This window comes from Enterobacter sp. WP_7_1 (assembly GCF_003688535.1).
Taxonomy (GTDB): domain Bacteria; phylum Pseudomonadota; class Gammaproteobacteria; order Enterobacterales; family Enterobacteriaceae; genus Enterobacter; species Enterobacter asburiae.
Map to the genome: position 1 here is coordinate 166001 of NZ_REFK01000006.1, position 23284 is coordinate 189284.

The window sequence follows — 23284 nt, forward strand, 5'->3', positions numbered from 1 at the left end:
ACCAGGCGGGCGCTTCAGAGAAGCCGCCCGCTCTGGGTAACTTAACTGAACGCCTAAAGATATAAACGAGGAATCAAATGGCTCGTACAACACCCATCGCACGCTACCGTAACATCGGTATCAGTGCGCACATCGACGCCGGTAAAACCACTACTACCGAACGTATTCTGTTCTACACCGGTGTAAACCATAAAATCGGTGAAGTTCATGACGGCGCAGCCACCATGGACTGGATGGAACAGGAGCAGGAGCGTGGTATCACTATCACCTCCGCAGCGACTACTGCATTCTGGTCAGGTATGGCTAAGCAGTACGAACCGCATCGCGTAAACATCATCGACACCCCGGGCCACGTTGACTTCACCATCGAAGTAGAACGTTCCATGCGTGTTCTTGACGGCGCGGTAATGGTTTATTGCGCAGTTGGTGGTGTTCAGCCACAGTCTGAGACCGTATGGCGTCAGGCGAACAAATATAAAGTTCCACGCATCGCGTTCGTTAACAAAATGGACCGTATGGGTGCTAACTTCCTGAAAGTTGTTGGTCAGATCAAATCCCGTCTGGGCGCGAACCCTGTTCCGCTGCAGCTGGCAATTGGTGCTGAAGAAGGCTTCACCGGCGTTATCGACCTGGTGAAAATGAAAGCCATCAACTGGAACGATGCAGACCAGGGCGTTACCTTCGAATACGAAGATATTCCGGCTGAAATGCAGGACCTGGCTGACGAATGGCACCAGAACCTGATCGAATCCGCTGCTGAAGCTTCTGAAGAGCTGATGGAGAAATACCTGGGTGGTGAAGAACTGACTGAAGAAGAGATCAAAAAAGCTCTGCGTCAGCGCGTTCTGAACAACGAAATCATCCTGGTAACCTGTGGTTCTGCGTTCAAGAACAAAGGTGTTCAGGCGATGCTGGATGCGGTAGTTGACTACCTGCCATCCCCGGTTGACGTTCCTGCGATCAACGGCATCCTGGACGACGGTAAAGATACTCCGGCTGAGCGTCACGCAAGTGACGAAGAGCCATTCTCTGCACTGGCGTTCAAAATTGCTACCGACCCATTCGTGGGTAACCTGACCTTCTTCCGCGTTTACTCTGGTGTGGTTAACTCCGGTGACACCATCCTGAACTCCGTGAAAGCGGCGCGTGAACGTTTTGGCCGTATCGTACAGATGCACGCTAACAAACGTGAAGAGATCAAAGAAGTTCGTGCGGGCGACATCGCTGCAGCTATCGGTCTGAAAGACGTGACCACTGGTGACACCCTGTGTGACCCGGATCACCCGATCATTCTGGAGCGTATGGAATTCCCTGAGCCGGTAATCTCCATCGCAGTTGAACCAAAAACCAAAGCTGACCAGGAAAAAATGGGTCTGGCTCTGGGCCGTCTGGCGAAAGAAGACCCATCATTCCGCGTATGGACTGATGAAGAATCTAACCAGACCATCATCGCTGGTATGGGTGAACTGCACCTGGACATCATCGTTGACCGTATGAAGCGTGAATTCAACGTTGAAGCGAACGTGGGTAAACCTCAGGTTGCTTACCGCGAAGCGATTCGTGCGAAAGTTACCGATGTTGAAGGTAAACACGCTAAGCAGTCTGGTGGTCGCGGTCAGTACGGTCACGTTGTGATCGACATGTACCCACTGGAGCCGGGCTCTAACCCGAAAGGTTACGAGTTCATCAACGACATCAAAGGTGGTGTAATTCCTGGCGAATACATCCCAGCCGTTGATAAAGGCATTCAGGAACAGCTGAAAGCGGGCCCTCTGGCTGGCTATCCGGTTGTTGACATGGGTGTTCGTCTGCACTTCGGTTCTTACCACGACGTTGACTCCTCTGAACTGGCGTTTAAACTGGCTGCGTCTATTGCCTTTAAAGAAGGCTTTAAGAAAGCAAAACCAGTTCTGCTTGAGCCAATCATGAAGGTTGAAGTAGAAACTCCTGAAGAGAACACCGGTGACGTTATCGGTGACTTGAGCCGTCGTCGCGGTATGCTGCGTGGTCAGGAATCCGAAGTGACTGGCGTTAAGATCCACGCTGAAGTTCCGCTGTCTGAAATGTTCGGATATGCAACTCAGCTGCGTTCTCTGACCAAAGGTCGTGCATCATACACCATGGAATTCCTGAAGTATGATGATGCGCCTAACAACGTTGCTCAGGCCGTTATTGAAGCCCGTGGTAAGTAATCCACAGGATTAAAACCTAAGTCCCGTGCTCTCTCCACAGGGGAGAGCACTATAGTAAGGAATATAGCCGTGTCTAAAGAAAAATTTGAACGTACAAAACCGCACGTCAACGTTGGTACTATCGGCCACGTTGACCATGGTAAAACTACCCTGACTGCTGCAATCACTACCGTTCTGGCTAAAACCTACGGTGGTTCTGCTCGTGCATTCGACCAGATCGATAACGCACCAGAAGAAAAAGCTCGTGGTATCACCATCAACACTTCCCACGTTGAGTACGACACCCCGACTCGCCACTACGCACACGTAGACTGCCCAGGCCACGCCGACTATGTTAAAAACATGATCACCGGTGCTGCGCAGATGGACGGCGCGATCCTGGTTGTTGCTGCGACTGACGGCCCAATGCCTCAGACTCGTGAGCACATCCTGCTGGGTCGTCAGGTAGGCGTTCCTTTCATCATCGTGTTCCTGAACAAATGCGACATGGTTGATGACGAAGAGCTGCTGGAACTGGTAGAGATGGAAGTTCGTGAACTGCTGTCTCAGTACGATTTCCCGGGCGACGATACTCCAATCGTTCGTGGTTCTGCTCTGAAAGCGCTGGAAGGCGAAGCAGAGTGGGAAGCGAAAATCATCGAACTGGCTGGCTTCCTGGATTCTTACATCCCAGAACCAGAGCGTGCGATTGACAAGCCATTCCTGCTGCCAATCGAAGACGTATTCTCCATCTCCGGTCGTGGTACCGTTGTTACCGGTCGTGTAGAGCGCGGTATCATCAAAGTTGGCGAAGAAGTTGAAATCGTTGGTATCAAAGAGACTGCTAAGTCTACCTGTACTGGCGTTGAAATGTTCCGCAAACTGCTGGACGAAGGCCGTGCTGGTGAGAACGTTGGTGTTCTGCTGCGTGGTATCAAACGTGAAGAAATCGAACGTGGTCAGGTTCTGGCGAAGCCAGGCTCAATCAAGCCACACACCAAGTTCGAATCTGAAGTGTACATCCTGTCCAAAGACGAAGGCGGCCGTCATACTCCGTTCTTCAAAGGCTACCGTCCACAGTTCTACTTCCGTACAACTGACGTGACCGGTACCATCGAACTGCCAGAAGGCGTTGAGATGGTAATGCCAGGCGACAACATCAAGATGGTTGTGACTCTGATCCACCCAATCGCGATGGACGACGGTCTGCGTTTCGCAATCCGTGAAGGCGGCCGTACCGTTGGCGCGGGCGTTGTTGCTAAAGTTCTGGGCTAATTAATTATCCCTGAATAAAAAAAGGACGCTTCGGCGTCCTTTTTTGTTTTCTGCCGCTCAGGTACTGTCACAGAATTACGCATTTTTTGCCTGCTCCCGCCCCGTATTGTGGCGTTTGTGCTATTGTAATCATAACCATTCTCACTTACACTTTGCGCATAATTTGAACGGGAGTCTCTATGTACGTTTGTTTATGTAATGGTGTAAGCGACAAGAAAATACGTCAGGCCGTTCGCCAGTTTCAGCCTCAGTCATTTCAGCAGCTACGCAAATTTGTTCCGGTGGGAAATCAATGCGGTAAATGTGTACGTGCTGCGCGAGAGATCATGCAGGACGAATTGATGCAGATCCCGGAATACAAAGAGATCGCGTAAGCGCCCATCTTTTTTTTGACATCCCTGTAGCCCGATCTACGCTTCAATGAGTGGAAGCGGAGGGACTATATAATGAAAGGTGATGTTAAAATCATAAGTTATCTCAATAAATTATTGGGAAATGAGCTTGTCGCAATTAACCAGTACTTTCTTCACGCGAGAATGTTCAAAAACTGGGGGCTTAAACGTTTGAACGACGTTGAGTACCATGAATCGATCGATGAAATGAAGCACGCCGATAAATATATCGAGCGTATTTTATTCCTTGAAGGCATTCCAAACCTGCAGGATCTCGGAAAGCTGGGCATCGGAGAAGATGTCGAAGAGATGCTGCGTTCCGACCTCAGGCTGGAGCTTGAAGGCGCCAAAGATCTCCGTGAAGCTATTGCCTACGCAGACAGCGTACATGACTACGTCAGTCGCGATATGATGATCCAGATCCTGGCCGATGAAGAAGGCCACATTGACTGGCTGGAAACGGAGCTGGACCTGATTTCTAAAATCGGCCTGCAGAACTACCTTCAGTCGCAGATTAAAGTGGAAGAGTAACCACCGACTTCCAGCCTACGCATAAACCCGCTGCTGCCAGAAATGGCCCAAAAGGCAGTGGGTTTTTTAATGCTCCCTTATCGCCGGTGAGTAACGAAAACACAAGAATGCTAAGTAGCGCCATAAGCGCAGCGAGTAACGCCAGCGCAGGCAGCACGCACCAGCCATGCCAGGCGCCAAGCGCCGCCAGGTATTTTACATCGCCATATCCCATCCCTTCACGCCGGCAGATAAACCGATATCCCCAGTAGATAACGGCAAAGCCGATATATCCAGCCATCGCACCCACCACCGCACTCGGCAGAAAATCAGGTTGGATACAGAGCTGAAAGAGCAGGCCCGTCCATAGCAGCGGGCAGAGAAATTTATCGGGAAGCAGTCCGTAGCGAATATCTGCACGGACAAGAAAGGCCGTCAGCGAAAAATAGACCAGCAAAAAGGGGAGGGTGGTTAGCATGGAAATGGCCTCAAAAGGGTTTGAGCGCATACTCGTCATAATCGGCCTGGCCGGCAATCGACAAAAACGACAATTGCGTAGGGGCTCGAGACAAAGCATTGAGAAGGGATACATTGCGTAAAAGTTGCGCGCCCTTACGCATACTGCGCCTCAGGCGCTTAATTTCTAAACGGCACTTGCGTCTTGCCCAGATTTACGTATAATGCGCGGGCTTGTCGTAATTGACGGCGGGTTCAATCTGAACCAGAGTAGCTCACTTTGTTACTCAACAATGCTCCCAATTGGGGAGCTACGTAAGAACGGTTACACTCTCCCATCAATCGTAATGGGTTTGAGGAGTAATCATTTTCGTTTATAAAATAATTGGAGCTCTGGTCTCATGCAGAACCAAAGAATCCGTATCCGCCTTAAAGCGTTTGATCATCGTCTGATCGATCAATCAACCGCGGAAATCGTCGAGACTGCTAAGCGCACTGGTGCGCAAGTCCGTGGTCCGATCCCGCTGCCGACCCGCAAAGAGCGCTTCACCGTTCTGATCTCTCCGCACGTCAACAAAGACGCGCGTGATCAGTACGAAATCCGCACTCACAAGCGTCTGGTTGACATCGTTGAGCCAACTGAGAAAACCGTTGATGCTCTGATGCGTCTGGATCTGGCTGCCGGTGTAGACGTGCAGATCAGCCTGGGTTAATCAGGTCATCGAGCGATTGAGAGGTTGATACAATGATTGGTTTAGTCGGTAAAAAAGTGGGCATGACCCGCATCTTCACTGAAGATGGCGTTTCAATCCCAGTAACCGTAATCGAAGTTGAAGCAAACCGCGTTACCCAGGTTAAAGATCTGGCTAACGATGGCTACCGCGCTGTTCAGGTGACCACTGGTGCTAAAAAAGCTAACCGTGTAACCAAACCAGAAGCGGGTCACTTCGCTAAAGCTGGCGTAGAAGCTGGCCGTGGTCTGTGGGAATTCCGTCTTGCTGAAGGCGAAGAGTTCACCGTAGGTCAGGACATTAGCGTTGAGCTGTTTGCTGACGTTAAAAAAGTTGACGTAACCGGTACCTCTAAAGGTAAAGGTTTTGCTGGTACCGTTAAGCGCTGGAACTTCCGTACCCAGGACGCTACCCACGGTAACTCCTTGTCTCACCGCGTTCCGGGTTCTATCGGTCAGAACCAGACTCCGGGCAAAGTGTTCAAAGGCAAGAAAATGGCAGGTCAGCTGGGTAACGAACGTGTAACCGTTCAGAGCCTGGACGTAGTACGTGTTGACGCTGAGCGCAACCTGCTGCTGGTTAAAGGTGCAGTTCCGGGTGCAACCGGTAGCGACCTGATCGTTAAACCAGCTGTGAAGGCGTAAGGGGATAGCAATGGAATTAGTATTGAAAGACGCGCAGAGCGCGCTGACTGTTTCCGAAACTACCTTCGGTCGTGATTTCAACGAAGCGCTGGTTCACCAGGTTGTTGTTGCTTATGCAGCTGGTGCTCGTCAGGGTACTCGTGCTCAGAAGACTCGTGCTGAAGTAACTGGTTCTGGCAAAAAGCCATGGCGCCAGAAAGGTACCGGCCGTGCGCGTTCAGGTTCTATCAAGAGCCCGATCTGGCGTTCAGGTGGCGTGACCTTCGCTGCGCGTCCACAGGACCACAGTCAAAAAGTTAACAAAAAGATGTACCGCGGCGCGCTGAAAAGCATCCTGTCCGAACTGGTACGTCAGGATCGTCTGATCGTTGTCGAGAAGTTCTCTGTTGAAGCGCCTAAAACTAAGCTGCTGGCACAGAAACTGAAAGACATGGCTCTGGAAGATGTGCTGATCATCACCGGTGAGCTGGACGAGAACCTGTTCCTGGCCGCACGTAACCTGCACAAGGTTGACGTACGCGATGCGACTGGTATCGACCCGGTTAGCCTGATCGCCTTCGACAAAGTCGTAATGACTGCTGATGCTGTTAAGCAAGTTGAGGAGATGCTGGCATGATTCGTGAAGAACGTCTGCTGAAGGTGCTTCGCGCACCGCACGTTTCTGAAAAAGCGTCTACTGCGATGGAAAAAACAAACACCATCGTTCTCAAAGTTGCTAAAGACGCGACCAAAGCAGAGATCAAAGCTGCTGTGCAGAAACTGTTTGAAGTCGAAGTCGAAGTCGTTAACACCCTGGTAGTTAAAGGGAAAGTTAAACGTCACGGACAGCGTATCGGTCGTCGTAGCGACTGGAAAAAAGCTTACGTCACCCTGAAAGAAGGCCAGAATCTGGACTTCGTTGGCGGCGCTGAGTAAGTCGGAGGAGTAATACAATGGCAGTTGTTAAATGTAAACCGACATCTCCGGGTCGTCGCCACGTAGTTAAAGTGGTTAACCCTGAGCTGCACAAGGGCAAACCTTTTGCTCCGTTGCTGGAAAAAAACAGCAAATCCGGTGGTCGTAACAACAATGGCCGTATCACCACTCGTCACATCGGTGGTGGCCACAAGCAGGCTTATCGTATTGTTGACTTCAAACGCAACAAAGACGGTATCCCAGCAGTTGTTGAACGTCTTGAGTACGATCCGAACCGTTCCGCGAACATCGCGCTGGTTCTGTACAAAGACGGCGAACGCCGTTACATCCTGGCCCCTAAAGGCCTGAAAGCTGGCGACCAGATTCAGTCTGGCGTTGATGCTGCAATCAAAGCAGGCAACACCCTGCCGATGCGCAATATCCCGGTTGGTTCTACCGTTCATAACGTAGAAATGAAACCAGGTAAAGGCGGTCAGCTGGCACGTTCCGCTGGTACTTACGTTCAGATCGTTGCTCGTGATGGTGCTTATGTCACCCTGCGTCTGCGTTCTGGTGAAATGCGTAAAGTCGAAGCAGACTGCCGCGCTACTCTGGGCGAAGTTGGCAATGCTGAGCATATGCTGCGCGTTCTGGGTAAAGCAGGTGCTGCACGCTGGCGTGGTGTTCGTCCTACCGTTCGCGGTACTGCGATGAACCCAGTCGACCACCCACATGGTGGTGGTGAAGGTCGTAACTTTGGTAAGCACCCGGTAACTCCGTGGGGCGTTCAGACCAAAGGTAAGAAGACCCGCAGCAACAAGCGTACTGATAAATTTATCGTACGTCGCCGTAGCAAATAATTTTAGAGGATAAGCCATGCCACGTTCTCTCAAGAAAGGTCCTTTTATTGACCTGCACTTGCTGAAGAAGGTAGAGAAAGCGGTGGAAAGCGGAGACAAGAAGCCCCTGCGCACTTGGTCCCGTCGTTCAACGATCTTTCCTAACATGATCGGTTTGACCATCGCTGTCCATAATGGTCGTCAGCACGTTCCAGTCTTTGTTACCGACGAAATGGTTGGTCACAAACTGGGTGAATTCGCACCGACTCGTACTTATCGCGGCCATGCTGCTGATAAAAAAGCGAAGAAGAAATAAGGTAGGAGGAAGAGATGGAAACTTTAGCTCAACATCGCCATGCTCGTTCTTCTGCTCAGAAGGTTCGCCTTGTTGCTGACCTGATTCGCGGTAAGAAAGTGTCGCAGGCCCTGGACATCCTGACCTATACCAACAAGAAAGCTGCGGTATTGGTCAAGAAAGTACTGGAATCTGCCATTGCTAACGCTGAACACAACGATGGCGCTGACATCGACGATCTGAAAGTCGCGAAAATTTTCGTAGATGAAGGCCCAAGCATGAAGCGCATTATGCCGCGTGCGAAAGGTCGTGCAGATCGCATCCTGAAGCGCACCAGCCACATTACTGTGGTTGTGTCCGATCGCTGAGACTCTGGAGACTAGCAATGGGTCAGAAAGTACATCCTAATGGTATTCGCCTGGGTATTGTAAAACCATGGAACTCTACCTGGTTTGCGAACACCAAAGAATTCGCTGACAACCTGGACAGCGATTTTAAAGTACGTCAGTACCTGACTAAGGAACTGGCTAAAGCGTCTGTATCTCGTATCGTTATCGAGCGTCCAGCGAAGAGCATCCGTGTGACTATTCACACTGCTCGTCCTGGCATCGTTATCGGTAAGAAAGGCGAAGACGTAGAAAAACTGCGCAAGGTCGTAGCGGATATCGCTGGCGTTCCTGCACAGATCAATATCGCTGAAGTTCGTAAGCCTGAACTGGACGCTAAATTGGTTGCTGACAGCATCACTTCACAGCTGGAACGTCGTGTTATGTTCCGTCGTGCTATGAAGCGTGCTGTACAGAACGCAATGCGTCTGGGCGCTAAAGGTATCAAAGTTGAAGTTAGCGGCCGTCTGGGCGGCGCGGAAATCGCACGTACCGAATGGTACCGCGAAGGTCGCGTACCGCTGCACACTCTGCGTGCTGACATCGACTACAACACCTCTGAAGCGCACACCACTTACGGTGTAATCGGCGTTAAGGTATGGATCTTCAAAGGTGAGATCCTGGGTGGTATGGCTGCTGTTGAACAACCGGAAAAACCGGCTGCTCAACCTAAAAAGCAGCAGCGTAAAGGCCGTAAATAAGGAGCGTCGCTGATGTTACAACCAAAGCGTACAAAATTCCGTAAAGTGCACAAAGGCCGCAACCGTGGTCTGGCGCAGGGTACGGATGTTAGCTTCGGCACTTTCGGTCTGAAAGCTGTTGGCCGTGGTCGTCTGACTGCACGTCAGATCGAAGCAGCACGTCGTGCAATGACCCGTGCAGTTAAGCGTCAAGGTAAGATCTGGATCCGTGTATTCCCGGACAAACCGATCACCGAGAAGCCACTGGAAGTTCGTATGGGTAAAGGTAAAGGTAACGTGGAGTACTGGGTTGCCTTGATCCAACCGGGCAAAGTCCTTTATGAAATGGACGGTGTTCCGGAAGAGCTGGCCCGTGAAGCCTTCGGCCTGGCAGCAGCGAAACTGCCTATCAAAACCACCTTTGTAACTAAGACGGTGATGTAATGAAAGCAAAAGAGCTGCGTGAAAAAAGCGTTGAAGAGCTGAACGCTGAGCTGCTGAACCTGCTGCGTGAGCAGTTCAACCTGCGTATGCAGGCTGCAAGTGGCCAGCTGCAACAGACTCACCTGCTGAAGCAAGTGCGTCGCAATGTTGCACGCGTTAAGACTTTACTGACTCAGAAGGCGGGTGCGTAATGACCGATAAAATCCGTACTCTGCAAGGTCGTGTTGTTAGCGACAAAATGGAGAAATCCATTGTTGTAGCTATCGAACGTATTGTGAAACACCCGATCTACGGTAAATTCATCAAGCGTACGACCAAACTGCACGTACATGACGAGAACAACGAATGTGGTATCGGCGACAAGGTTGAAATCCGTGAATGCCGTCCACTGTCCAAGACTAAGTCCTGGACGCTGGTTCGCGTTGTAGAGAAAGCGGTTCTGTAATACAGTACGCCTTCTCAATACGAATAAACGGCTCAGCGATGAGCCGTTTATTTTTTCTACCCATATTGCAGAAGCGGTGTTATAATGCCGCGCCCTCGATATGGGGCTTTTTAACGGCTCTGATTTTAGAGTCTCAGGTAGTAGTTGACATTAGCGGAGCACTAAAATGATCCAAGAACAGACTATGCTGAACGTCGCCGACAACTCCGGTGCACGTCGCGTAATGTGTATCAAGGTTCTGGGTGGCTCGCACCGTCGCTACGCAGGCGTAGGCGACATCATCAAGATCACCATCAAGGAAGCAATTCCACGTGGTAAGGTCAAAAAAGGTGATGTGCTGAAGGCGGTAGTGGTGCGCACCAAGAAGGGTGTTCGTCGCCCTGACGGTTCTGTCATTCGCTTCGATGGTAATGCATGCGTTATTTTAAACAATAACAGCGAGCAGCCTATCGGCACGCGTATCTTTGGGCCGGTAACTCGTGAACTTCGTACTGAGAAGTTCATGAAAATTATCTCTCTGGCACCAGAAGTACTCTAAGGAGCGAATCATGGCAGCGAAAATCCGTCGTGATGACGAAGTTATCGTGTTAACCGGTAAAGATAAAGGTAAACGCGGTAAAGTAAAAAATGTTCTGTCTTCCGGCAAACTTGTCGTTGAAGGTATCAACCTGGTTAAGAAACATCAGAAGCCGGTTCCGGCCCTGAACCAACCAGGTGGCATCGTTGAAAAAGAAGCTGCTATTCAGGTTTCTAACGTTGCAATCTTCAATGCGGCTACCGGCAAGGCTGACCGTGTAGGCTTTAGATTCGAAGACGGTAAAAAAGTCCGTTTCTTCAAGTCTAACAGCGAAACTATCAAGTAATTTGGAGTAGTACGATGGCGAAACTGCATGATTACTACAAAGACGAAGTAGTTAACAAACTCATGACTGAGTTTAACTACAATTCTGTCATGCAAGTCCCTCGGGTCGAGAAGATCACCCTGAACATGGGTGTTGGTGAAGCGATCGCTGACAAGAAACTGCTGGATAACGCAGCAGCTGACCTGACAGCAATCTCCGGTCAAAAACCGCTGATCACCAAAGCACGCAAATCTGTTGCAGGCTTCAAAATCCGTCAGGGCTATCCGATCGGCTGTAAAGTAACTCTGCGTGGCGAACGCATGTGGGAGTTCTTTGAGCGCCTGATCACTATTGCTGTTCCACGTATCCGTGACTTCCGTGGCTTGTCCGCTAAGTCTTTCGACGGTCGTGGTAACTACAGCATGGGTGTCCGTGAGCAGATCATCTTCCCAGAAATCGACTACGATAAAGTCGACCGCGTGCGTGGTTTGGATATTACCATTACCACTACTGCGAAATCTGACGAAGAAGGCCGTGCTCTGCTGGCTGCCTTTGACTTCCCGTTCCGCAAGTAAGGTAGGGTTACTGAATGGCTAAGCAATCAATGAAAGCACGCGAAGTAAAGCGCGTAGCTTTAGCTGATAAATTCTTCGCTAAACGCGCTGAACTGAAAGCGATCATTTCTGATGTGAACGCTTCCGACGAAGATCGTTGGAATGCGGTTCTCAAGCTGCAGTCTCTGCCGCGTGATTCCAGCCCGTCTCGTCAGCGTAACCGCTGTCGTCAAACAGGTCGTCCACATGGTTATGTGGGCAAGTTTGGGTTGAGCCGTATCAAACTGCGTGAAGCCGCTATGCGCGGTGAAGTGCCAGGCTTGAAAAAGGCTAGCTGGTAATTACCAATTGAATCACGGGAGTAAAGACAGATGAGCATGCAAGATCCGATCGCGGATATGCTGACCCGTATCCGTAACGGTCAGGCCGCGAACAAAGTTGCGGTCACCATGCCTTCCGCCAAGCTGAAAGTGGCAATTGCCAACGTGCTGAAGGAAGAAGGTTTTATCGAAGATTTTAAAGTTGAAGGCGACACCAAGCCGGAACTGGAACTTACTCTCAAGTATTTCCAGGGTAAAGCTGTTGTAGAAAGCATTCAGCGTGTCAGCCGCCCAGGTCTGCGCATCTATAAGAAAAAAGATGAGCTGCCGAAAGTTATGGCTGGTCTTGGTATCGCAGTTGTTTCTACCTCTAAAGGTGTTATGACTGATCGTGCAGCGCGCCAGGCTGGTCTTGGTGGCGAAATTATCTGCTACGTAGCCTAATCGGAGGAAAGAATGTCTCGTGTTGCTAAAGCACCGGTCGTTATTCCTGCCGGCGTTGATGTAAAAATCGACGGTCAGGTTATTACGATCAAAGGTAAAAACGGCGAGCTGACTCGTACCCTCAACAAAGCTGTTGAAGTTAAACATGCAGATAACGCTCTGACCTTCGGTCCACGTGATGGTTTCGTGGATGGATGGGCTCAGGCTGGTACCGCGCGTGCCCTGCTGAACTCAATGGTTGTTGGTGTTACCGAAGGCTTCACTAAAAAGCTTCAGCTGGTTGGTGTAGGTTATCGTGCAGCTATCAAAGGGAATGCAGTAGGCCTGTCTCTGGGCTTCTCACACCCTGTTGAGCATCCGCTGCCGGCCGGTATCACTGCAGAATGTCCGACTCAAACTGAAATCGTGCTGAAAGGCGCTGATAAACAGCTGATCGGTCAGGTTGCAGCAGATCTGCGCGCCTACCGTCGTCCTGAGCCTTACAAAGGCAAGGGTGTTCGTTACGCCGACGAAGTCGTGCGTACCAAAGAGGCTAAGAAGAAGTAAGGTAACACTATGGATAAGAAATCTGCTCGTATCCGTCGTGCGACCCGCGCACGCCGCAAGCTCAAAGAGCTGGGTGCAACTCGCCTGGTGGTACATCGTACCCCGCGTCATATTTACGCACAGGTAATTGCACCGAACGGTTCTGAAGTTCTGGTAGCTGCTTCTACTGTAGAAAAAGCTATCTCAGAACAATTGAAGTACACCGGTAACAAAGACGCCGCTGCAGCTGTAGGTAAAGCTGTTGCTGAACGCGCTCTGGAAAAAGGCATCAGCAATGTTTCCTTTGACCGTTCCGGGTTCCAATATCATGGTCGTGTCCAGGCACTGGCAGATGCTGCCCGTGAAGCTGGCCTTCAGTTCTAAGGTAGAGGTGTAAGATGGCTCACATCGAAAAACAGGCTGGCGAACTGCAGGAAAAGCTGATCGCGGTAAACCGCGTATCTAAAACCGTTAAAGGTGGTCGTATTTTCTCCTTCACAGCTCTGACTGTAGTAGGCGATGGTAACGGTCGCGTTGGTTTTGGTTACGGTAAAGCGCGTGAAGTTCCAGCAGCGATCCAGAAAGCGATGGAAAAAGCCCGTCGCAATATGATTAACGTCGCGCTGAACAACGGCACCCTGCAGCACCCAGTTAAAGGTGTTCACACGGGTTCTCGTGTATTCATGCAGCCAGCTTCAGAAGGTACCGGTATCATCGCCGGTGGTGCAATGCGCGCCGTTCTGGAAGTTGCTGGGGTTCATAACGTTCTGGCCAAAGCATATGGTTCCACTAACCCGATCAACGTGGTTCGTGCAACTATTGATGGCCTGGAAAATATGAATTCTCCAGAAATGGTCGCTGCCAAGCGTGGTAAATCCGTTGAAGAAATTCTGGGGTAATTGACCATGGCAAAGACTATTAAAATCACTCAAACCCGCAGTGCAATCGGTCGTCTGCCGAAACACAAGGCAACGCTGCTTGGCCTGGGTCTGCGTCGTATTGGTCATACCGTTGAGCGCGAGGATACTCCTGCTGTTCGTGGTATGGTCAACGCGGTTTACTTCATGGTTAAAGTTGAGGAGTAAGAGATGCGTTTAAATACTCTGTCTCCGGCCGAAGGCTCTAAAAAGGCGGGTAAACGCCTGGGTCGTGGTATCGGTTCTGGCCTCGGCAAAACCGGTGGTCGTGGTCACAAAGGTCAGAACTCTCGTTCTGGCGGTGGCGTACGTCGCGGTTTCGAGGGTGGCCAGATGCCACTGTACCGTCGTCTGCCGAAGTTCGGCTTCACCTCTCGCAAAGCAGCGATCACAGCGGAAATCCGTCTGTCTGACCTGGCGAAAGTTGAAGGCGGCGTTGTAGACCTGAACACGCTGAAAGCAGCAAACATTATCGGTATCCAGATCGAGTTCGCGAAAGTGATCCTGGCTGGTGAAGTTTCTACTCCGGTAACTGTTCGTGGCCTGCGTGTTACTAAAGGTGCTCGTGCTGCTATCGAAGCTGCTGGCGGTAAAATTGAGGAATAAGTAGCAGATGGCTAAGCAACCGGGATTAGATTTTCAAAGTGCCAAAGGTGGATTTGGCGAGCTGAAACGCAGACTGCTGTTTGTTATCGGCGCGCTGATTGTGTTCCGTATTGGCTCTTTTATTCCGATCCCTGGTATCGATGCCGCTGTACTTGCCAAACTGCTTGAGCAACAGCGAGGCACCATCATTGAAATGTTCAACATGTTCTCTGGTGGTGCTCTCAGCCGTGCTTCTATCTTTGCATTGGGTATTATGCCGTACATTTCGGCATCTATTATTATCCAGCTGCTGACGGTCGTTCATCCGGCCCTGGCAGAGTTGAAGAAAGAAGGGGAGTCTGGACGTCGTAAGATTAGTCAGTACACCCGTTACGGTACTCTGGTGCTGGCAATATTCCAGGCGATCGGTATTGCTACCGGTCTGCCGAATATGCCTGGTATGCAGGGCCTGGTGTTAAACCCGGGCTTTGCATTCTACTTCACCGCTGTTGTAAGTCTGGTCACAGGGACTATGTTCCTGATGTGGCTCGGCGAACAGATTACTGAGCGTGGTATCGGTAACGGTATCTCTATCATTATCTTCGCCGGTATTGTTGCGGGCCTCCCGCCAGCCATCGCCCATACTATCGAGCAAGCGCGTCAAGGCGACCTGCACTTCCTCCTGTTGCTGTTGGTTGCAGTATTAGTATTTGCAGTGACGTTCTTTGTTGTCTTCGTTGAACGTGGTCAACGCCGCATTGTGGTGAACTACGCTAAACGTCAGCAAGGTCGTCGTGTCTATGCTGCACAGAGCACACATTTACCGCTGAAAGTGAACATGGCGGGGGTTATCCCGGCTATCTTCGCTTCCAGTATTATTCTGTTCCCGGCGACCATCGCGTCATGGTTCGGGGGCGGTACTGGTTGGAACTGGCTGACAACAATTTCGCTGTATTTGCAGCCTGGGCAACCACTTTATGTGTTACTCTATGCGTCTGCGATCATCTTCTTCTGTTTCTTCTACACGGCGTTGGTCTTCAACCCGCGTGAAACAGCAGATAACCTGAAGAAGTCCGGTGCATTTGTACCAGGAATTCGTCCGGGAGAGCAAACGGCGAAGTATATCGATAAAGTAATGACTCGCCTGACTTTGGTTGGTGCGCTTTATATTACTTTTATCTGCCTGATCCCGGAGTTCATGCGTGATGCAATGAAAGTACCGTTCTACTTCGGTGGGACCTCACTGCTTATCGTTGTTGTCGTGATTATGGACTTTATGGCTCAAGTGCAAACTCTGATGATGTCCAGTCAGTATGAGTCTGCATTGAAGAAGGCGAACCTGAAAGGCTACGGCCGCTAAATGGTCGCCTGAGAAGTTACGGAGAGTAAAAATGAAAGTTCGTGCTTCCGTCAAGAAATTATGCCGTAACTGCAAAATCGTTAAGCGTGATGGTGTCATCCGTGTGATTTGCAGTGCCGAGCCGAAGCATAAACAGCGCCAAGGCTGATTATTTCGCATATTTTTCTTGCAAAGTTGGGTTGAGCTGGCTAGATTAGCCAGCCAATCTTTTGTATGTCTGTACGTTTCCATTTGAGTATCCTGAAAACGGGCTTTTCAGCATGGTGCGTACATATTAAATAGTAGGAGTGCATAGTGGCCCGTATAGCAGGCATTAACATTCCTGATCAGAAACATGCTGTGATCGCATTAACTTCGATCTACGGCGTCGGCAAGACCCGTTCTAAAGCCATTCTGGCTGCAGCGGGTATCGCTGAAGATGTTAAGATCAGTGAGCTGTCTGAAGAACAAATCGACACGCTGCGTGACGAAGTTGCCAAATTTGTCGTTGAAGGTGATCTGCGCCGTGAAATCAGCATGAGCATCAAGCGCCTGATGGATCTTGGTTGCTATCGCGGTTTGCGTCATCGTCGTGGTCTGCCAGTGCGCGGTCAGCGTACTAAGACCAACGCACGTACCCGTAAGGGTCCGCGCAAACCGATCAAGAAATAATCGGGGTGATTGAATAATGGCAAAGGCACCAGTTCGTGCACGTAAACGTGTAAGAAAACAAGTCTCTGACGGCGTGGCTCATATCCATGCTTCTTTCAACAACACCATCGTTACTATTACTGATCGTCAGGGTAACGCATTGGGTTGGGCAACAGCCGGTGGTTCCGGTTTCCGTGGTTCTCGCAAATCCACTCCGTTCGCAGCTCAGGTTGCAGCAGAGCGTTGCGCAGAAGCCGTAAAAGAATACGGCATCAAGAATCTGGAAGTTATGGTTAAAGGTCCGGGTCCGGGTCGTGAATCTACTGTTCGCGCTCTGAACGCCGCTGGTTTCCGCATCACGAATATTACTGATGTGACTCCGATCCCTCATAACGGTTGTCGTCCGCCGAAAAAACGTCGCGTATAACGCTCCGTTTTTTAGGTTAGTTGGAGATAGAAAATGGCAAGATATTTGGGTCCTAAGCTCAAGCTGAGCCGTCGTGAGGGCACCGACTTATTCCTTAAGTCTGGCGTTCGCGCGATCGATACCAAGTGTAAAATTGAACAAGCTCCTGGCCAGCACGGTGCGCGTAAACCGCGTCTGTCTGACTATGGTGTGCAGTTGCGTGAAAAGCAAAAAGTTCGCCGTATGTACGGTGTGCTGGAGCGTCAGTTCCGTAACTACTATAAAGAAGCAGCACGTCTGAAAGGCAACACAGGTGAAAACCTGCTGGCTCTGCTGGAAGGTCGTCTGGACAACGTTGTATACCGTATGGGCTTCGGCGCTACTCGTGCTGAATCACGTCAGCTGGTTAGCCACAAAGCAATCATGGTAAACGGTCGTGTTGTTAACATCGCTTCTTATCAGGTTAAAGCGAATGACGTTGTTAGCATTCGTGAGAAAGCGAAAAAGCAATCTCGCGTGAAGGCCGCTCTGGAGCTGGCTGAGCAGCGTGAAAAGCCAACCTGGCTGGAAGTTGATGCTGGCAAGATGGAAGGTACGTTCAAGCGTCAGCCAGAACGTTCTGATCTGTCTGCGGACATTAACGAACACCTGATCGTCGAGCTTTACTCCAAGTAAAGCTTAGTACCAAAGAGAGGACACAATGCAGGGTTCTGTGACAGAGTTTCTAAAACCGCGCCTGGTAGATATCGAGCAAGTGAGTTCGACGCACGCCAAGGTGACCCTTGAGCCTTTAGAGCGTGGCTTTGGCCATACTCTGGGTAACGCACTGCGCCGTATTCTGCTCTCATCGATGCCGGGTTGCGCGGTGACCGAGGTTGAGATTGATGGTGTACTTCATGAGTACAGCACCAAAGAAGGCGTTCAGGAAGATATCCTTGAAATCCTGCTCAACCTGAAAGGGCTGGCGGTGAGAGTTCAGGGTAAAGATGAAGTTATTCTTACTCTGAATAAATCTGGCATTGGCCCTGTGACTGCAGCCGACATCACCCACGACGGTGATGTTGAAATCGTCAAGCCGCAGCACGTGATCTGCCACCTGACCGATGAGAACGCAGCTATTAGCATGCGTATCAAAGTTCAGCGCGGTCGTGGTTATGTGCCGGCTTCTGCCCGAATTCATTCGGAAGAAGATGAGCGCCCAATCGGCCGTCTGCTGGTCGACGCATGCTACAGCCCTGTAGAGCGTATTGCCTACAATGTTGAAGCAGCGCGTGTAGAACAGCGTACCGACCTGGACAAGCTGGTCATCGAAATGGAAACCAATGGCACAATCGATCCTGAAGAGGCGATTCGTCGTGCGGCGACCATCCTGGCAGAACAACTGGAAGCTTTCGTTGACTTACGTGATGTACGTCAGCCGGAAGTGAAAGAAGAGAAACCAGAATTCGATCCGATCCTGCTGCGCCCTGTTGACGATCTCGAATTGACTGTCCGCTCTGCTAACTGCCTCAAGGCAGAAGCTATCCACTATATCGGTGATCTGGTACAGCGTACCGAGGTTGAGTTGCTGAAAACGCCGAACCTGGGTAAAAAATCTCTTACTGAGATTAAAGACGTGCTGGCTTCACGTGGTCTGTCTCTGGGCATGCGCCTGGAAAACTGGCCACCGGCAAGCATTGCTGACGAGTAACCGGATCACAGGTTAAGGTTTTACTGAGAAGGATAAGGTCATGCGCCATCGTAAGAGTGGTCGTCAACTGAACCGCAACAGCAGCCATCGCCAGGCTATGTTCCGCAACATGGCAGGTTCACTGGTTCGTCATGAGATCATCAAGACGACCCTGCCTAAAGCGAAAGAGCTGCGTCGCGTAGTTGAGCCGCTGATTACTCTTGCCAAGACTGACAGCGTTGCTAATCGTCGTCTGGCATTCGCCCGTACTCGTGATAACGAGATCGTGGCAAAACTGTTTAACGAACTGGGCCCGCGTTTCGCGAGCCGTGCCGGTGGTTACACTCGCATTCTGAAGTGTGGTTTCCGTGCAGGCGACAACGCGCCGATGGCTTACATCGAGCTGGTTGATCGTTCAGAGAAAGCAGAAGCTGCTGCAGAGTAATCTGCAGTAACGTAAAAAAACCCGCTCCGGCGGGTTTTTTTATATCCGCGATATCCCCACTTCTCTACAATGTCTATATCAATTCTGTTCATCCCCAGGAGCCGGTAATGTGGTTGCTCGACCAGTGGGCAGAACGCCATATTCGCGATGCCCAAAAAAAAGGCGAATTCGACGCTCTTCCGGGAAGCGGCGAACCCCTTGTGCTTGACGATGATTCGCACATCGCACCGGAATTACGGGCTGGATACCGTTTGCTGAAAAATGCGGGTTGTCTCCCCCCGGAGCTCGAACAGCGTAGAGAGGCTGTTGAACTGGCCGATCTTCTCAAAGGGATCCGCCATGACGATCCACGACATTCTGAACTTAGCCGCCGTCTCGCCCTGCTTGAACTCAAGCTACGCCAGGCTGGGATGAACACTGATTTTCTGCACGGTGAATACGGTGAAAGATTGATGCAGAAAATAAGCGAGGAGTAGTTATGTACCGCATCGGTAAACTTGCGAAGCTTGCGAACGTTACGCCGGATACCATCCGATATTACGAAAAGCAGCAGATGATCGATCATGAAGTACGTACTGAAGGAGGCTTTCGCCTTTATACCGATAACGATCTGCAGCGCCTGCGGTTTATTCGTTATGCGCGTCAGCTCGGTTTCACACTGGATTCGATTCGCGAGTTATTATCGATCCGCATCGATCCGGAACATCACACCTGCCAGGAATCTAAAAGCATCGTGCAGGCCCGGCTGGATGAAGTTGAAGCGCGTATACAGGAACTGCAAACCATGCAGCGCTCTCTGCAAAGGCTGAATGATGCCTGCTGCGGTACGGCACACAGCAGCCTTTATTGTTCAATCCTCGAAGCCCTTGAACAGGGAGCGAGTGGAGAAACTCAGGGCTGTTGATTTTTAGTTCAACCGGGTCTAGACTCCCGTCGTCATAAACCTTGTTCTGGAGACATTATGAGCCGCTATCAGCACACGAAAGGACAAATCAAGGACAATGCCATTGAGGCGTTACTTCACGACCCGTTATTCAGGCAGCGCGTTGAGAAGAATAAAAAAGGGAAAGGAAGTTTTCTGCGTAAAGACAAACATGAAAAACGGGGTAACTGGGAGGCCAGTGGCAAGCAAGCGAATCGCTTATTTACCACTGGCCTTCCTGCTTTTATCTATTGATTAGACGCGGTTATTCTGCTCTTTTAACAGATCGCGGATCTCACTTAACAGCACTTCTTCTTTCGTTGGCGCAGGTGCTGCAGCCGGCTCTTCTTTTTTACGGTTGAGTCTGTTGATCAGCTTGATAGCCATAAATATGGCAAACGCGACAATCACAAAATCAAATACGTTCTGAATAAATACGCCATAGTGCATTACTACTGCCGGAACATCACCCTGCGCTTCACGCAGCGTGAAAGCGAATTGTTTGAAATCAATGCCGCCGATTAACAACCCTAAAGGTGGCATGATAATGTCGGCCACTAATGATGAAACAATCTTGCCGAATGCCGCACCAATAATGACACCCACTGCCAAATCCACCACGTTCCCGCGCATCGCAAATTCGCGAAATTCTTTAATAAAACTCATTGTTCTCTCCTTGTGCCAGCTGACGAGTTTAAGTTTAACAAATCATTAGCCAATTGCCATTCGGGATAATTAAACATTATGAAAAATAAAAGGCACAGAAATTAAACGGATAAAGTAAGGGTGCTCTTACTCGAGCACCCAATTCTTTAAAGGAAGAATGGACTTGGCTGGAATAAACGTTCGACGTCGGTAATAAATTTTTTATCGGTAAGGAACATAATTACGTGATCGCCTTGCTCAATTCGTAAATTATCATTGGCAATCATGACGTCGTTCCCGCGCACAACGGCGCCGATAATCGTGCCTGGCGGCAGTTTAATTTCGTCGATCGAACGGCCGACGACTCGTGACGTCGTTTCATCTCCATGAGCAACGGCTTCAATGGCCTCCGCTACGCCACGGCGCAGCGATGACACGCCGACAATATCCGCTTTACGAACATGGCTCAGGAGCGCGGAAATTGTCGCCTGCTGAGGGGAAATGGCAATATCAATAACGCTGCCCTGAACCAGATCGACATACGCCTTACGCTGGATAAGCACCATGACTTTTTTAGCCCCCATGCGCTTTGCGAGCATGGCGGACATTATATTCGCCTCGTCGTCGTTGGTGACGGCAATAAAGAGATCAACTTGATCAATATGCTCTTCAGCCAGTAGCTCCTGATCAGACGCATCACCATAAAATACGATCGTATTTTGCAGTTTCTCCGCCAGTTCAGCAGCACGCTGTTGATCGCGCTCGATCAACTTCACGCTGTAATCTTTTTCCAGACGATGTGCCAGACCGGCGCCGATATTGCCGCCGCCGACCAGCATAATGCGTTTATAAGGTTTTTCGAGACGCTGAAGTTCACTCATCACCGCACGAATATGCTGTGAGGCCGCAATAAAGAAGACCTCATCACCGGCTTCGACAATCGTGGAGCCTTGCGGGCGAATTGGTCTGTCGTGACGGAAAATCGCTGCAACGCGCGTATCGATATGCGGCATGTGCTCGCGCATGGTGGAAAGCGCATTGCCGATCAATGGTCCGCCATAATAGGCCTTAACCACTGCCAGGCTCACTTTGCCCTCGGCAAAGTTCACCACCTGCAGGGCGCCCGGATATTCGATCAGGCGATAGATATTGTCGATAACCAGCTGTTCTGGTGCGATGAGGTGGTCAATGGGGACCGCTTCGGAATTAAACAGTTTTTCAGCATCGCGAACATAGTCCGGAGAGCGAATACGCGCAATTCGGTTGGGCGTGTTGAAAAGCGAGTAGGCCACCTGACAGGCCACCATATTGGTTTCGTCAGAACTGGTTACCGCAACCAGCATGTCGGCATCGTCGGCGCCCGCCTCACGAAGAACACGTGGGTGCGAACCATGACCCTGCACCACGCGCAGGTCAAACTTGTCCTGTAATACACGCAGACGATCGCCGTTGGTATCAACAATTGTGATGTCGTTGTTTTCGCCAACCAGGTTTTCCGCCAGCGTTCCGCCCACCTGTCCTGCACCCAGAATGATAATCTTCATATCTCGTGACCTGTTCTCAACATCACTCTTTGATTAGCTTAGCGTAAAAGAAGCCATCGCCCTCTTCAGCACCCGGCAGGTTCTGCAGTCCCGGGGATTCAGGCGTTCCCGTATCGCGCAGCGCGGCGTCCGGCGTACGTTTAAGGAAGGCCGCGATTTGCTGGCTGTTTTCTTCCGGCAGTACGGAGCAGGTCGCATAGACCAGCGTTCCGCCAGATTTAAGATGCGGCCAAATGGCGTCGAGAATGTCGGATTGCAGTTGGGCAAGTTCCTGAATATCACGATCGCGGCGTAGCCACTTGATGTCCGGATGACGACGAATAACACCGGTTGCAGAGCAGGGGGCATCCAGCAAAATGCGATCGAATTGCGTTTCACCACACCATTCTGCGGGTTTGCGTCCATCGCCCTGCTTAACCTGAGCCTTCATGCCCAGACGCTTGAGGTTGTCGTAGACGCGTGAGAGACGCTGTTCATCGACATCCACTGCCAGCACGCTGGCCTGCGGAGCCACTTCAAGAATATGCGTCGTTTTGCCCCCAGGCGCGGCGCACAGATCGAGGATCTGCTCACCATTTTTGGGTTCAAGCCAGGTCATGCAACCCTGAGCCGAGGCATCCTGTACGGTTACCCAGCCTTCATCAAAACCGGGTAATGCATGTACCGGTGTCGGTGAGGCTAAGCGTACGGCATCCGGATAGGCTTCATGTGGGAATCCACTCATTCCAGCTTGTTCGAGCAAGCTCAGCCATGCGTCACGGCTGTGGTGATTACGATTCACGCGTAACCACATTGGCGGACGCTGATTGTTGGCATCGGCAATCTCCTGCCACTGCTGTGGATAAGCTTTTTTCAGGCGCTTCAACAGCCAGTCAGGGTGCAGAAAACGTGCTTCGCTTTGGGCAAATTCAGCCAGAAGCTCTTCCTGCTGTCTCTGAAACTGACGCAGTACGCCGTTGATCAGCCCTTTCAACTGAGGGCGTTTAATCGCAACGGCGCCTTCCACCGTCTCAGCCAGCGCGGCATGAGGTGGGATGCGGGTATGAAGAAGCTGATAAAAACCCACCATAATCAAATAGTGTACGGTGCGCTGCTTGCCTGTCATTGGGCGTGACATCAGCTTGTTAATCAACCACTCAAGCTGAGAAAGCGTGCGCAGAACGCCAAAGCAGAGCTCCTGAAGCAGGGCTTTGTCTTTATCAGAGACTTTTTGTTGCAGGGGAGGCAGGACGTTACTTAATGACTGGCCCTGCTCGATAACCTGCTCAACGGCCTGAGCCGCCATACTGCGTAGATTTTGTTTTTTCATAACCG

39 protein-coding genes are annotated in these 23284 nt (G+C 50.7%); 35 read left to right on the plus strand and 4 right to left on the minus strand.

Translation table 11 applies throughout. The features are described 5' to 3' along the window. The first annotated feature begins 77 nt into the window (after positions 1–77). From fusA to bfr, 4 genes are all read left to right on the plus strand, one after another. Complete coding sequence (fusA, locus tag BJ885_RS20760; RefSeq protein ID WP_029741372.1) at positions 78–2192, plus strand: elongation factor G; 2115 nt, start codon at positions 78–80, stop codon at positions 2190–2192. Between the two features lie 69 nt (positions 2193–2261). Further along, a complete protein-coding gene (tuf, locus tag BJ885_RS20765) occupies positions 2262–3446 on the plus strand; it encodes an elongation factor Tu (protein ID WP_014068448.1) in 1185 nt (394 codons plus the stop codon). Between the two features lie 179 nt (positions 3447–3625). Beyond that, complete coding sequence (bfd, locus tag BJ885_RS20770) at positions 3626–3820, plus strand: bacterioferritin-associated ferredoxin (RefSeq protein ID WP_008503493.1); 195 nt, start codon at positions 3626–3628, stop codon at positions 3818–3820. Between the two features lie 72 nt (positions 3821–3892). Next, the gene (gene bfr / locus BJ885_RS20775) at positions 3893–4369 is read left to right on the plus strand and encodes a bacterioferritin (RefSeq protein WP_029740634.1); all 477 of its coding nucleotides are present in this window, start codon (positions 3893–3895) and stop codon (positions 4367–4369) included. Here bfr and BJ885_RS20780 read toward each other — a convergent pair. Beyond that, positions 4353–4826: an A24 family peptidase gene (locus tag BJ885_RS20780; protein ID WP_121932703.1), complete on the minus strand. Its 474-nt coding sequence runs from the start codon at positions 4824–4826 to the stop codon at positions 4353–4355. The two genes, bfr and BJ885_RS20780, sit on opposite strands and share 17 nt — an antisense overlap. A 379-nt stretch (positions 4827–5205) precedes the next feature. Here BJ885_RS20780 and rpsJ point away from each other — a divergent pair, with 379 nt between their 5' ends. The 31 genes from rpsJ (at position 5206) to BJ885_RS20935 (ending at position 20036) form a co-directional block, all read left to right on the plus strand. Then, entirely contained in the window at positions 5206–5517 is a 312-nt protein-coding gene (gene rpsJ / locus BJ885_RS20785) for a 30S ribosomal protein S10 (RefSeq protein ID WP_001181005.1), read from the plus strand. A 32-nt stretch (positions 5518–5549) separates the two neighbouring features. Next, positions 5550–6179, plus strand: a complete 630-nt coding sequence (gene rplC / locus BJ885_RS20790) for a 50S ribosomal protein L3 (RefSeq protein WP_006178923.1) — start codon at positions 5550–5552, stop codon at positions 6177–6179. A 10-nt stretch (positions 6180–6189) separates the two neighbouring features. Continuing rightward, positions 6190–6795, plus strand: a complete 606-nt coding sequence (gene rplD / locus BJ885_RS20795) for a 50S ribosomal protein L4 (RefSeq protein ID WP_000424395.1) — start codon at positions 6190–6192, stop codon at positions 6793–6795. Continuing rightward, the gene (gene rplW / locus BJ885_RS20800; protein WP_000617546.1) at positions 6792–7094 is read left to right on the plus strand and encodes a 50S ribosomal protein L23; all 303 of its coding nucleotides are present in this window, start codon (positions 6792–6794) and stop codon (positions 7092–7094) included. The genes rplD and rplW overlap by 4 nt, the downstream gene beginning before the upstream one ends. A gap of 17 nt (positions 7095–7111) precedes the next feature. Continuing rightward, positions 7112–7933 (plus strand): 50S ribosomal protein L2, encoded by an 822-nt coding sequence (gene rplB, locus BJ885_RS20805; RefSeq protein WP_000301859.1) that lies wholly within the window; start codon positions 7112–7114, stop codon positions 7931–7933. A gap of 16 nt (positions 7934–7949) precedes the next feature. Then, positions 7950–8228: a 30S ribosomal protein S19 gene (gene rpsS, locus BJ885_RS20810; RefSeq protein WP_001138117.1), complete on the plus strand. Its 279-nt coding sequence runs from the start codon at positions 7950–7952 to the stop codon at positions 8226–8228. 14 nt (positions 8229–8242) lie between these two features. Continuing rightward, positions 8243–8575 (plus strand): 50S ribosomal protein L22, encoded by a 333-nt coding sequence (gene rplV, locus BJ885_RS20815; protein ID WP_002919773.1) that lies wholly within the window; start codon positions 8243–8245, stop codon positions 8573–8575. Positions 8576–8592: 17 nt separating this feature from the next. Next, on the plus strand, positions 8593–9294 hold the full coding sequence (gene rpsC, locus BJ885_RS20820; protein ID WP_000529945.1) for a 30S ribosomal protein S3: 702 nt from the start codon (positions 8593–8595) through the stop codon (positions 9292–9294). Positions 9295–9306: 12 nt separating this feature from the next. Next, positions 9307–9717 (plus strand): 50S ribosomal protein L16, encoded by a 411-nt coding sequence (gene rplP, locus BJ885_RS20825; protein ID WP_002919759.1) that lies wholly within the window; start codon positions 9307–9309, stop codon positions 9715–9717. Continuing rightward, positions 9717–9908 carry a 50S ribosomal protein L29 gene (gene rpmC, locus BJ885_RS20830; protein ID WP_003863282.1) on the plus strand — a complete coding sequence of 64 codons (192 nt, stop codon included), beginning with the start codon at positions 9717–9719 and terminating at the stop codon, positions 9906–9908. Before rplP ends, rpmC begins: the two co-directional genes overlap by 1 nt. Further along, positions 9908–10162: a 30S ribosomal protein S17 gene (gene rpsQ, locus BJ885_RS20835; RefSeq protein ID WP_008503489.1), complete on the plus strand. Its 255-nt coding sequence runs from the start codon at positions 9908–9910 to the stop codon at positions 10160–10162. Before rpmC ends, rpsQ begins: the two co-directional genes overlap by 1 nt. Before the next feature lie 166 nt (positions 10163–10328). Then, positions 10329–10700 (plus strand): 50S ribosomal protein L14, encoded by a 372-nt coding sequence (gene rplN, locus BJ885_RS20840; protein WP_002919748.1) that lies wholly within the window; start codon positions 10329–10331, stop codon positions 10698–10700. Positions 10701–10710: 10 nt separating this feature from the next. Further along, positions 10711–11025, plus strand: coding sequence for a 50S ribosomal protein L24 (rplX, locus tag BJ885_RS20845; RefSeq protein WP_003863287.1), 315 nt, complete (start codon positions 10711–10713; stop codon positions 11023–11025). A 14-nt stretch (positions 11026–11039) separates the two neighbouring features. Next, positions 11040–11579, plus strand: coding sequence for a 50S ribosomal protein L5 (rplE, locus tag BJ885_RS20850; RefSeq protein WP_001096206.1), 540 nt, complete (start codon positions 11040–11042; stop codon positions 11577–11579). A 14-nt stretch (positions 11580–11593) separates the two neighbouring features. Continuing rightward, the gene (gene rpsN / locus BJ885_RS20855) at positions 11594–11899 is read left to right on the plus strand and encodes a 30S ribosomal protein S14 (RefSeq protein ID WP_003863291.1); all 306 of its coding nucleotides are present in this window, start codon (positions 11594–11596) and stop codon (positions 11897–11899) included. Positions 11900–11929: 30 nt separating this feature from the next. Beyond that, complete coding sequence (gene rpsH, locus BJ885_RS20860) at positions 11930–12322, plus strand: 30S ribosomal protein S8 (protein WP_006178918.1); 393 nt, start codon at positions 11930–11932, stop codon at positions 12320–12322. A gap of 12 nt (positions 12323–12334) precedes the next feature. Further along, positions 12335–12868 (plus strand): 50S ribosomal protein L6, encoded by a 534-nt coding sequence (gene rplF, locus BJ885_RS20865; RefSeq protein ID WP_003863296.1) that lies wholly within the window; start codon positions 12335–12337, stop codon positions 12866–12868. A 9-nt stretch (positions 12869–12877) separates the two neighbouring features. Continuing rightward, positions 12878–13231, plus strand: a complete 354-nt coding sequence (gene rplR / locus BJ885_RS20870) for a 50S ribosomal protein L18 (protein ID WP_003863297.1) — start codon at positions 12878–12880, stop codon at positions 13229–13231. Positions 13232–13245: 14 nt separating this feature from the next. Beyond that, positions 13246–13746, plus strand: a complete 501-nt coding sequence (gene rpsE, locus BJ885_RS20875) for a 30S ribosomal protein S5 (RefSeq protein WP_003863299.1) — start codon at positions 13246–13248, stop codon at positions 13744–13746. Positions 13747–13752: 6 nt separating this feature from the next. After that, entirely contained in the window at positions 13753–13932 is a 180-nt protein-coding gene (gene rpmD / locus BJ885_RS20880; protein ID WP_003863301.1) for a 50S ribosomal protein L30, read from the plus strand. A 3-nt stretch (positions 13933–13935) separates the two neighbouring features. Further along, positions 13936–14370 (plus strand): 50S ribosomal protein L15, encoded by a 435-nt coding sequence (gene rplO, locus BJ885_RS20885; protein WP_003863304.1) that lies wholly within the window; start codon positions 13936–13938, stop codon positions 14368–14370. Between the two features lie 7 nt (positions 14371–14377). Then, positions 14378–15709: a preprotein translocase subunit SecY gene (secY, locus tag BJ885_RS20890; RefSeq protein WP_029740636.1), complete on the plus strand. Its 1332-nt coding sequence runs from the start codon at positions 14378–14380 to the stop codon at positions 15707–15709. 31 nt (positions 15710–15740) lie between these two features. Then, positions 15741–15857 carry a 50S ribosomal protein L36 gene (rpmJ, locus tag BJ885_RS20895; protein WP_000868187.1) on the plus strand — a complete coding sequence of 39 codons (117 nt, stop codon included), beginning with the start codon at positions 15741–15743 and terminating at the stop codon, positions 15855–15857. Positions 15858–16003: 146 nt separating this feature from the next. Then, positions 16004–16360 (plus strand): 30S ribosomal protein S13, encoded by a 357-nt coding sequence (gene rpsM, locus BJ885_RS20900; RefSeq protein ID WP_003863308.1) that lies wholly within the window; start codon positions 16004–16006, stop codon positions 16358–16360. Positions 16361–16376: 16 nt separating this feature from the next. Further along, positions 16377–16766, plus strand: coding sequence for a 30S ribosomal protein S11 (gene rpsK / locus BJ885_RS20905; RefSeq protein WP_003863312.1), 390 nt, complete (start codon positions 16377–16379; stop codon positions 16764–16766). 33 nt (positions 16767–16799) lie between these two features. After that, positions 16800–17420, plus strand: coding sequence for a 30S ribosomal protein S4 (gene rpsD, locus BJ885_RS20910; RefSeq protein ID WP_004868345.1), 621 nt, complete (start codon positions 16800–16802; stop codon positions 17418–17420). Positions 17421–17445: 25 nt separating this feature from the next. Continuing rightward, positions 17446–18435 carry a DNA-directed RNA polymerase subunit alpha gene (locus BJ885_RS20915; RefSeq protein ID WP_002919219.1) on the plus strand — a complete coding sequence of 330 codons (990 nt, stop codon included), beginning with the start codon at positions 17446–17448 and terminating at the stop codon, positions 18433–18435. 40 nt (positions 18436–18475) lie between these two features. After that, positions 18476–18859: a 50S ribosomal protein L17 gene (rplQ, locus tag BJ885_RS20920; protein ID WP_001216368.1), complete on the plus strand. Its 384-nt coding sequence runs from the start codon at positions 18476–18478 to the stop codon at positions 18857–18859. A 107-nt stretch (positions 18860–18966) separates the two neighbouring features. After that, complete coding sequence (locus BJ885_RS20925) at positions 18967–19335, plus strand: DUF1992 domain-containing protein (protein ID WP_121932696.1); 369 nt, start codon at positions 18967–18969, stop codon at positions 19333–19335. A 2-nt stretch (positions 19336–19337) separates the two neighbouring features. After that, positions 19338–19763 carry a Zn(2+)-responsive transcriptional regulator gene (gene zntR / locus BJ885_RS20930; RefSeq protein ID WP_121932697.1) on the plus strand — a complete coding sequence of 142 codons (426 nt, stop codon included), beginning with the start codon at positions 19338–19340 and terminating at the stop codon, positions 19761–19763. Positions 19764–19820: 57 nt separating this feature from the next. Continuing rightward, on the plus strand, positions 19821–20036 hold the full coding sequence (locus tag BJ885_RS20935; RefSeq protein WP_029740639.1) for an alternative ribosome-rescue factor A: 216 nt from the start codon (positions 19821–19823) through the stop codon (positions 20034–20036). Here the strand turns inward: BJ885_RS20935 and mscL are convergent, their stop codons facing one another. From mscL to rsmB, 3 genes are all read right to left on the minus strand, one after another. Continuing rightward, positions 20037–20447 (minus strand): large-conductance mechanosensitive channel protein MscL, encoded by a 411-nt coding sequence (mscL, locus tag BJ885_RS20940; protein WP_023309449.1) that lies wholly within the window; start codon positions 20445–20447, stop codon positions 20037–20039. Between the two features lie 146 nt (positions 20448–20593). Then, positions 20594–21970: a Trk system potassium transporter TrkA gene (gene trkA / locus BJ885_RS20945; protein ID WP_008503482.1), complete on the minus strand. Its 1377-nt coding sequence runs from the start codon at positions 21968–21970 to the stop codon at positions 20594–20596. 22 nt (positions 21971–21992) lie between these two features. Further along, entirely contained in the window at positions 21993–23279 is a 1287-nt protein-coding gene (rsmB, locus tag BJ885_RS20950; RefSeq protein WP_121932704.1) for a 16S rRNA (cytosine(967)-C(5))-methyltransferase RsmB, read from the minus strand. Between the last annotated feature and the right edge of the window lie 5 nt (positions 23280–23284).

Coding starts and splice junctions, on each gene's coding strand:
- fusA (WP_029741372.1), top strand. CDS start 78: ATGGCTCGTACAACACCCATCGCACGCTACCGTAACATCGGTATCAGT.
- bfd (WP_008503493.1), top strand. CDS start 3,626: ATGTACGTTTGTTTATGTAATGGTGTAAGCGACAAGAAAATACGTCAG.
- bfr (WP_029740634.1), top strand. CDS start 3,893: ATGAAAGGTGATGTTAAAATCATAAGTTATCTCAATAAATTATTGGGA.
- BJ885_RS20780 (WP_121932703.1), bottom strand. CDS start 4,826: ATGCTAACCACCCTCCCCTTTTTGCTGGTCTATTTTTCGCTGACGGCC.
- rpsJ (WP_001181005.1), top strand. CDS start 5,206: ATGCAGAACCAAAGAATCCGTATCCGCCTTAAAGCGTTTGATCATCGT.
- rplC (WP_006178923.1), top strand. CDS start 5,550: ATGATTGGTTTAGTCGGTAAAAAAGTGGGCATGACCCGCATCTTCACT.
- rplD (WP_000424395.1), top strand. CDS start 6,190: ATGGAATTAGTATTGAAAGACGCGCAGAGCGCGCTGACTGTTTCCGAA.
- rplW (WP_000617546.1), top strand. CDS start 6,792: ATGATTCGTGAAGAACGTCTGCTGAAGGTGCTTCGCGCACCGCACGTT.
- rplB (WP_000301859.1), top strand. CDS start 7,112: ATGGCAGTTGTTAAATGTAAACCGACATCTCCGGGTCGTCGCCACGTA.
- rpsS (WP_001138117.1), top strand. CDS start 7,950: ATGCCACGTTCTCTCAAGAAAGGTCCTTTTATTGACCTGCACTTGCTG.
- rplV (WP_002919773.1), top strand. CDS start 8,243: ATGGAAACTTTAGCTCAACATCGCCATGCTCGTTCTTCTGCTCAGAAG.
- rpsC (WP_000529945.1), top strand. CDS start 8,593: ATGGGTCAGAAAGTACATCCTAATGGTATTCGCCTGGGTATTGTAAAA.
- rplP (WP_002919759.1), top strand. CDS start 9,307: ATGTTACAACCAAAGCGTACAAAATTCCGTAAAGTGCACAAAGGCCGC.
- rpmC (WP_003863282.1), top strand. CDS start 9,717: ATGAAAGCAAAAGAGCTGCGTGAAAAAAGCGTTGAAGAGCTGAACGCT.
- rpsQ (WP_008503489.1), top strand. CDS start 9,908: ATGACCGATAAAATCCGTACTCTGCAAGGTCGTGTTGTTAGCGACAAA.
- rplN (WP_002919748.1), top strand. CDS start 10,329: ATGATCCAAGAACAGACTATGCTGAACGTCGCCGACAACTCCGGTGCA.
- rplX (WP_003863287.1), top strand. CDS start 10,711: ATGGCAGCGAAAATCCGTCGTGATGACGAAGTTATCGTGTTAACCGGT.
- rplE (WP_001096206.1), top strand. CDS start 11,040: ATGGCGAAACTGCATGATTACTACAAAGACGAAGTAGTTAACAAACTC.
- rpsN (WP_003863291.1), top strand. CDS start 11,594: ATGGCTAAGCAATCAATGAAAGCACGCGAAGTAAAGCGCGTAGCTTTA.
- rpsH (WP_006178918.1), top strand. CDS start 11,930: ATGAGCATGCAAGATCCGATCGCGGATATGCTGACCCGTATCCGTAAC.
- rplF (WP_003863296.1), top strand. CDS start 12,335: ATGTCTCGTGTTGCTAAAGCACCGGTCGTTATTCCTGCCGGCGTTGAT.
- rplR (WP_003863297.1), top strand. CDS start 12,878: ATGGATAAGAAATCTGCTCGTATCCGTCGTGCGACCCGCGCACGCCGC.
- rpsE (WP_003863299.1), top strand. CDS start 13,246: ATGGCTCACATCGAAAAACAGGCTGGCGAACTGCAGGAAAAGCTGATC.
- rpmD (WP_003863301.1), top strand. CDS start 13,753: ATGGCAAAGACTATTAAAATCACTCAAACCCGCAGTGCAATCGGTCGT.
- rplO (WP_003863304.1), top strand. CDS start 13,936: ATGCGTTTAAATACTCTGTCTCCGGCCGAAGGCTCTAAAAAGGCGGGT.
- secY (WP_029740636.1), top strand. CDS start 14,378: ATGGCTAAGCAACCGGGATTAGATTTTCAAAGTGCCAAAGGTGGATTT.
- rpmJ (WP_000868187.1), top strand. CDS start 15,741: ATGAAAGTTCGTGCTTCCGTCAAGAAATTATGCCGTAACTGCAAAATC.
- rpsK (WP_003863312.1), top strand. CDS start 16,377: ATGGCAAAGGCACCAGTTCGTGCACGTAAACGTGTAAGAAAACAAGTC.
- rpsD (WP_004868345.1), top strand. CDS start 16,800: ATGGCAAGATATTTGGGTCCTAAGCTCAAGCTGAGCCGTCGTGAGGGC.
- BJ885_RS20915 (WP_002919219.1), top strand. CDS start 17,446: ATGCAGGGTTCTGTGACAGAGTTTCTAAAACCGCGCCTGGTAGATATC.
- rplQ (WP_001216368.1), top strand. CDS start 18,476: ATGCGCCATCGTAAGAGTGGTCGTCAACTGAACCGCAACAGCAGCCAT.
- BJ885_RS20925 (WP_121932696.1), top strand. CDS start 18,967: ATGTGGTTGCTCGACCAGTGGGCAGAACGCCATATTCGCGATGCCCAA.
- zntR (WP_121932697.1), top strand. CDS start 19,338: ATGTACCGCATCGGTAAACTTGCGAAGCTTGCGAACGTTACGCCGGAT.
- BJ885_RS20935 (WP_029740639.1), top strand. CDS start 19,821: ATGAGCCGCTATCAGCACACGAAAGGACAAATCAAGGACAATGCCATT.
- mscL (WP_023309449.1), bottom strand. CDS start 20,447: ATGAGTTTTATTAAAGAATTTCGCGAATTTGCGATGCGCGGGAACGTG.
- trkA (WP_008503482.1), bottom strand. CDS start 21,970: ATGAAGATTATCATTCTGGGTGCAGGACAGGTGGGCGGAACGCTGGCG.
- rsmB (WP_121932704.1), bottom strand. CDS start 23,279: ATGAAAAAACAAAATCTACGCAGTATGGCGGCTCAGGCCGTTGAGCAG.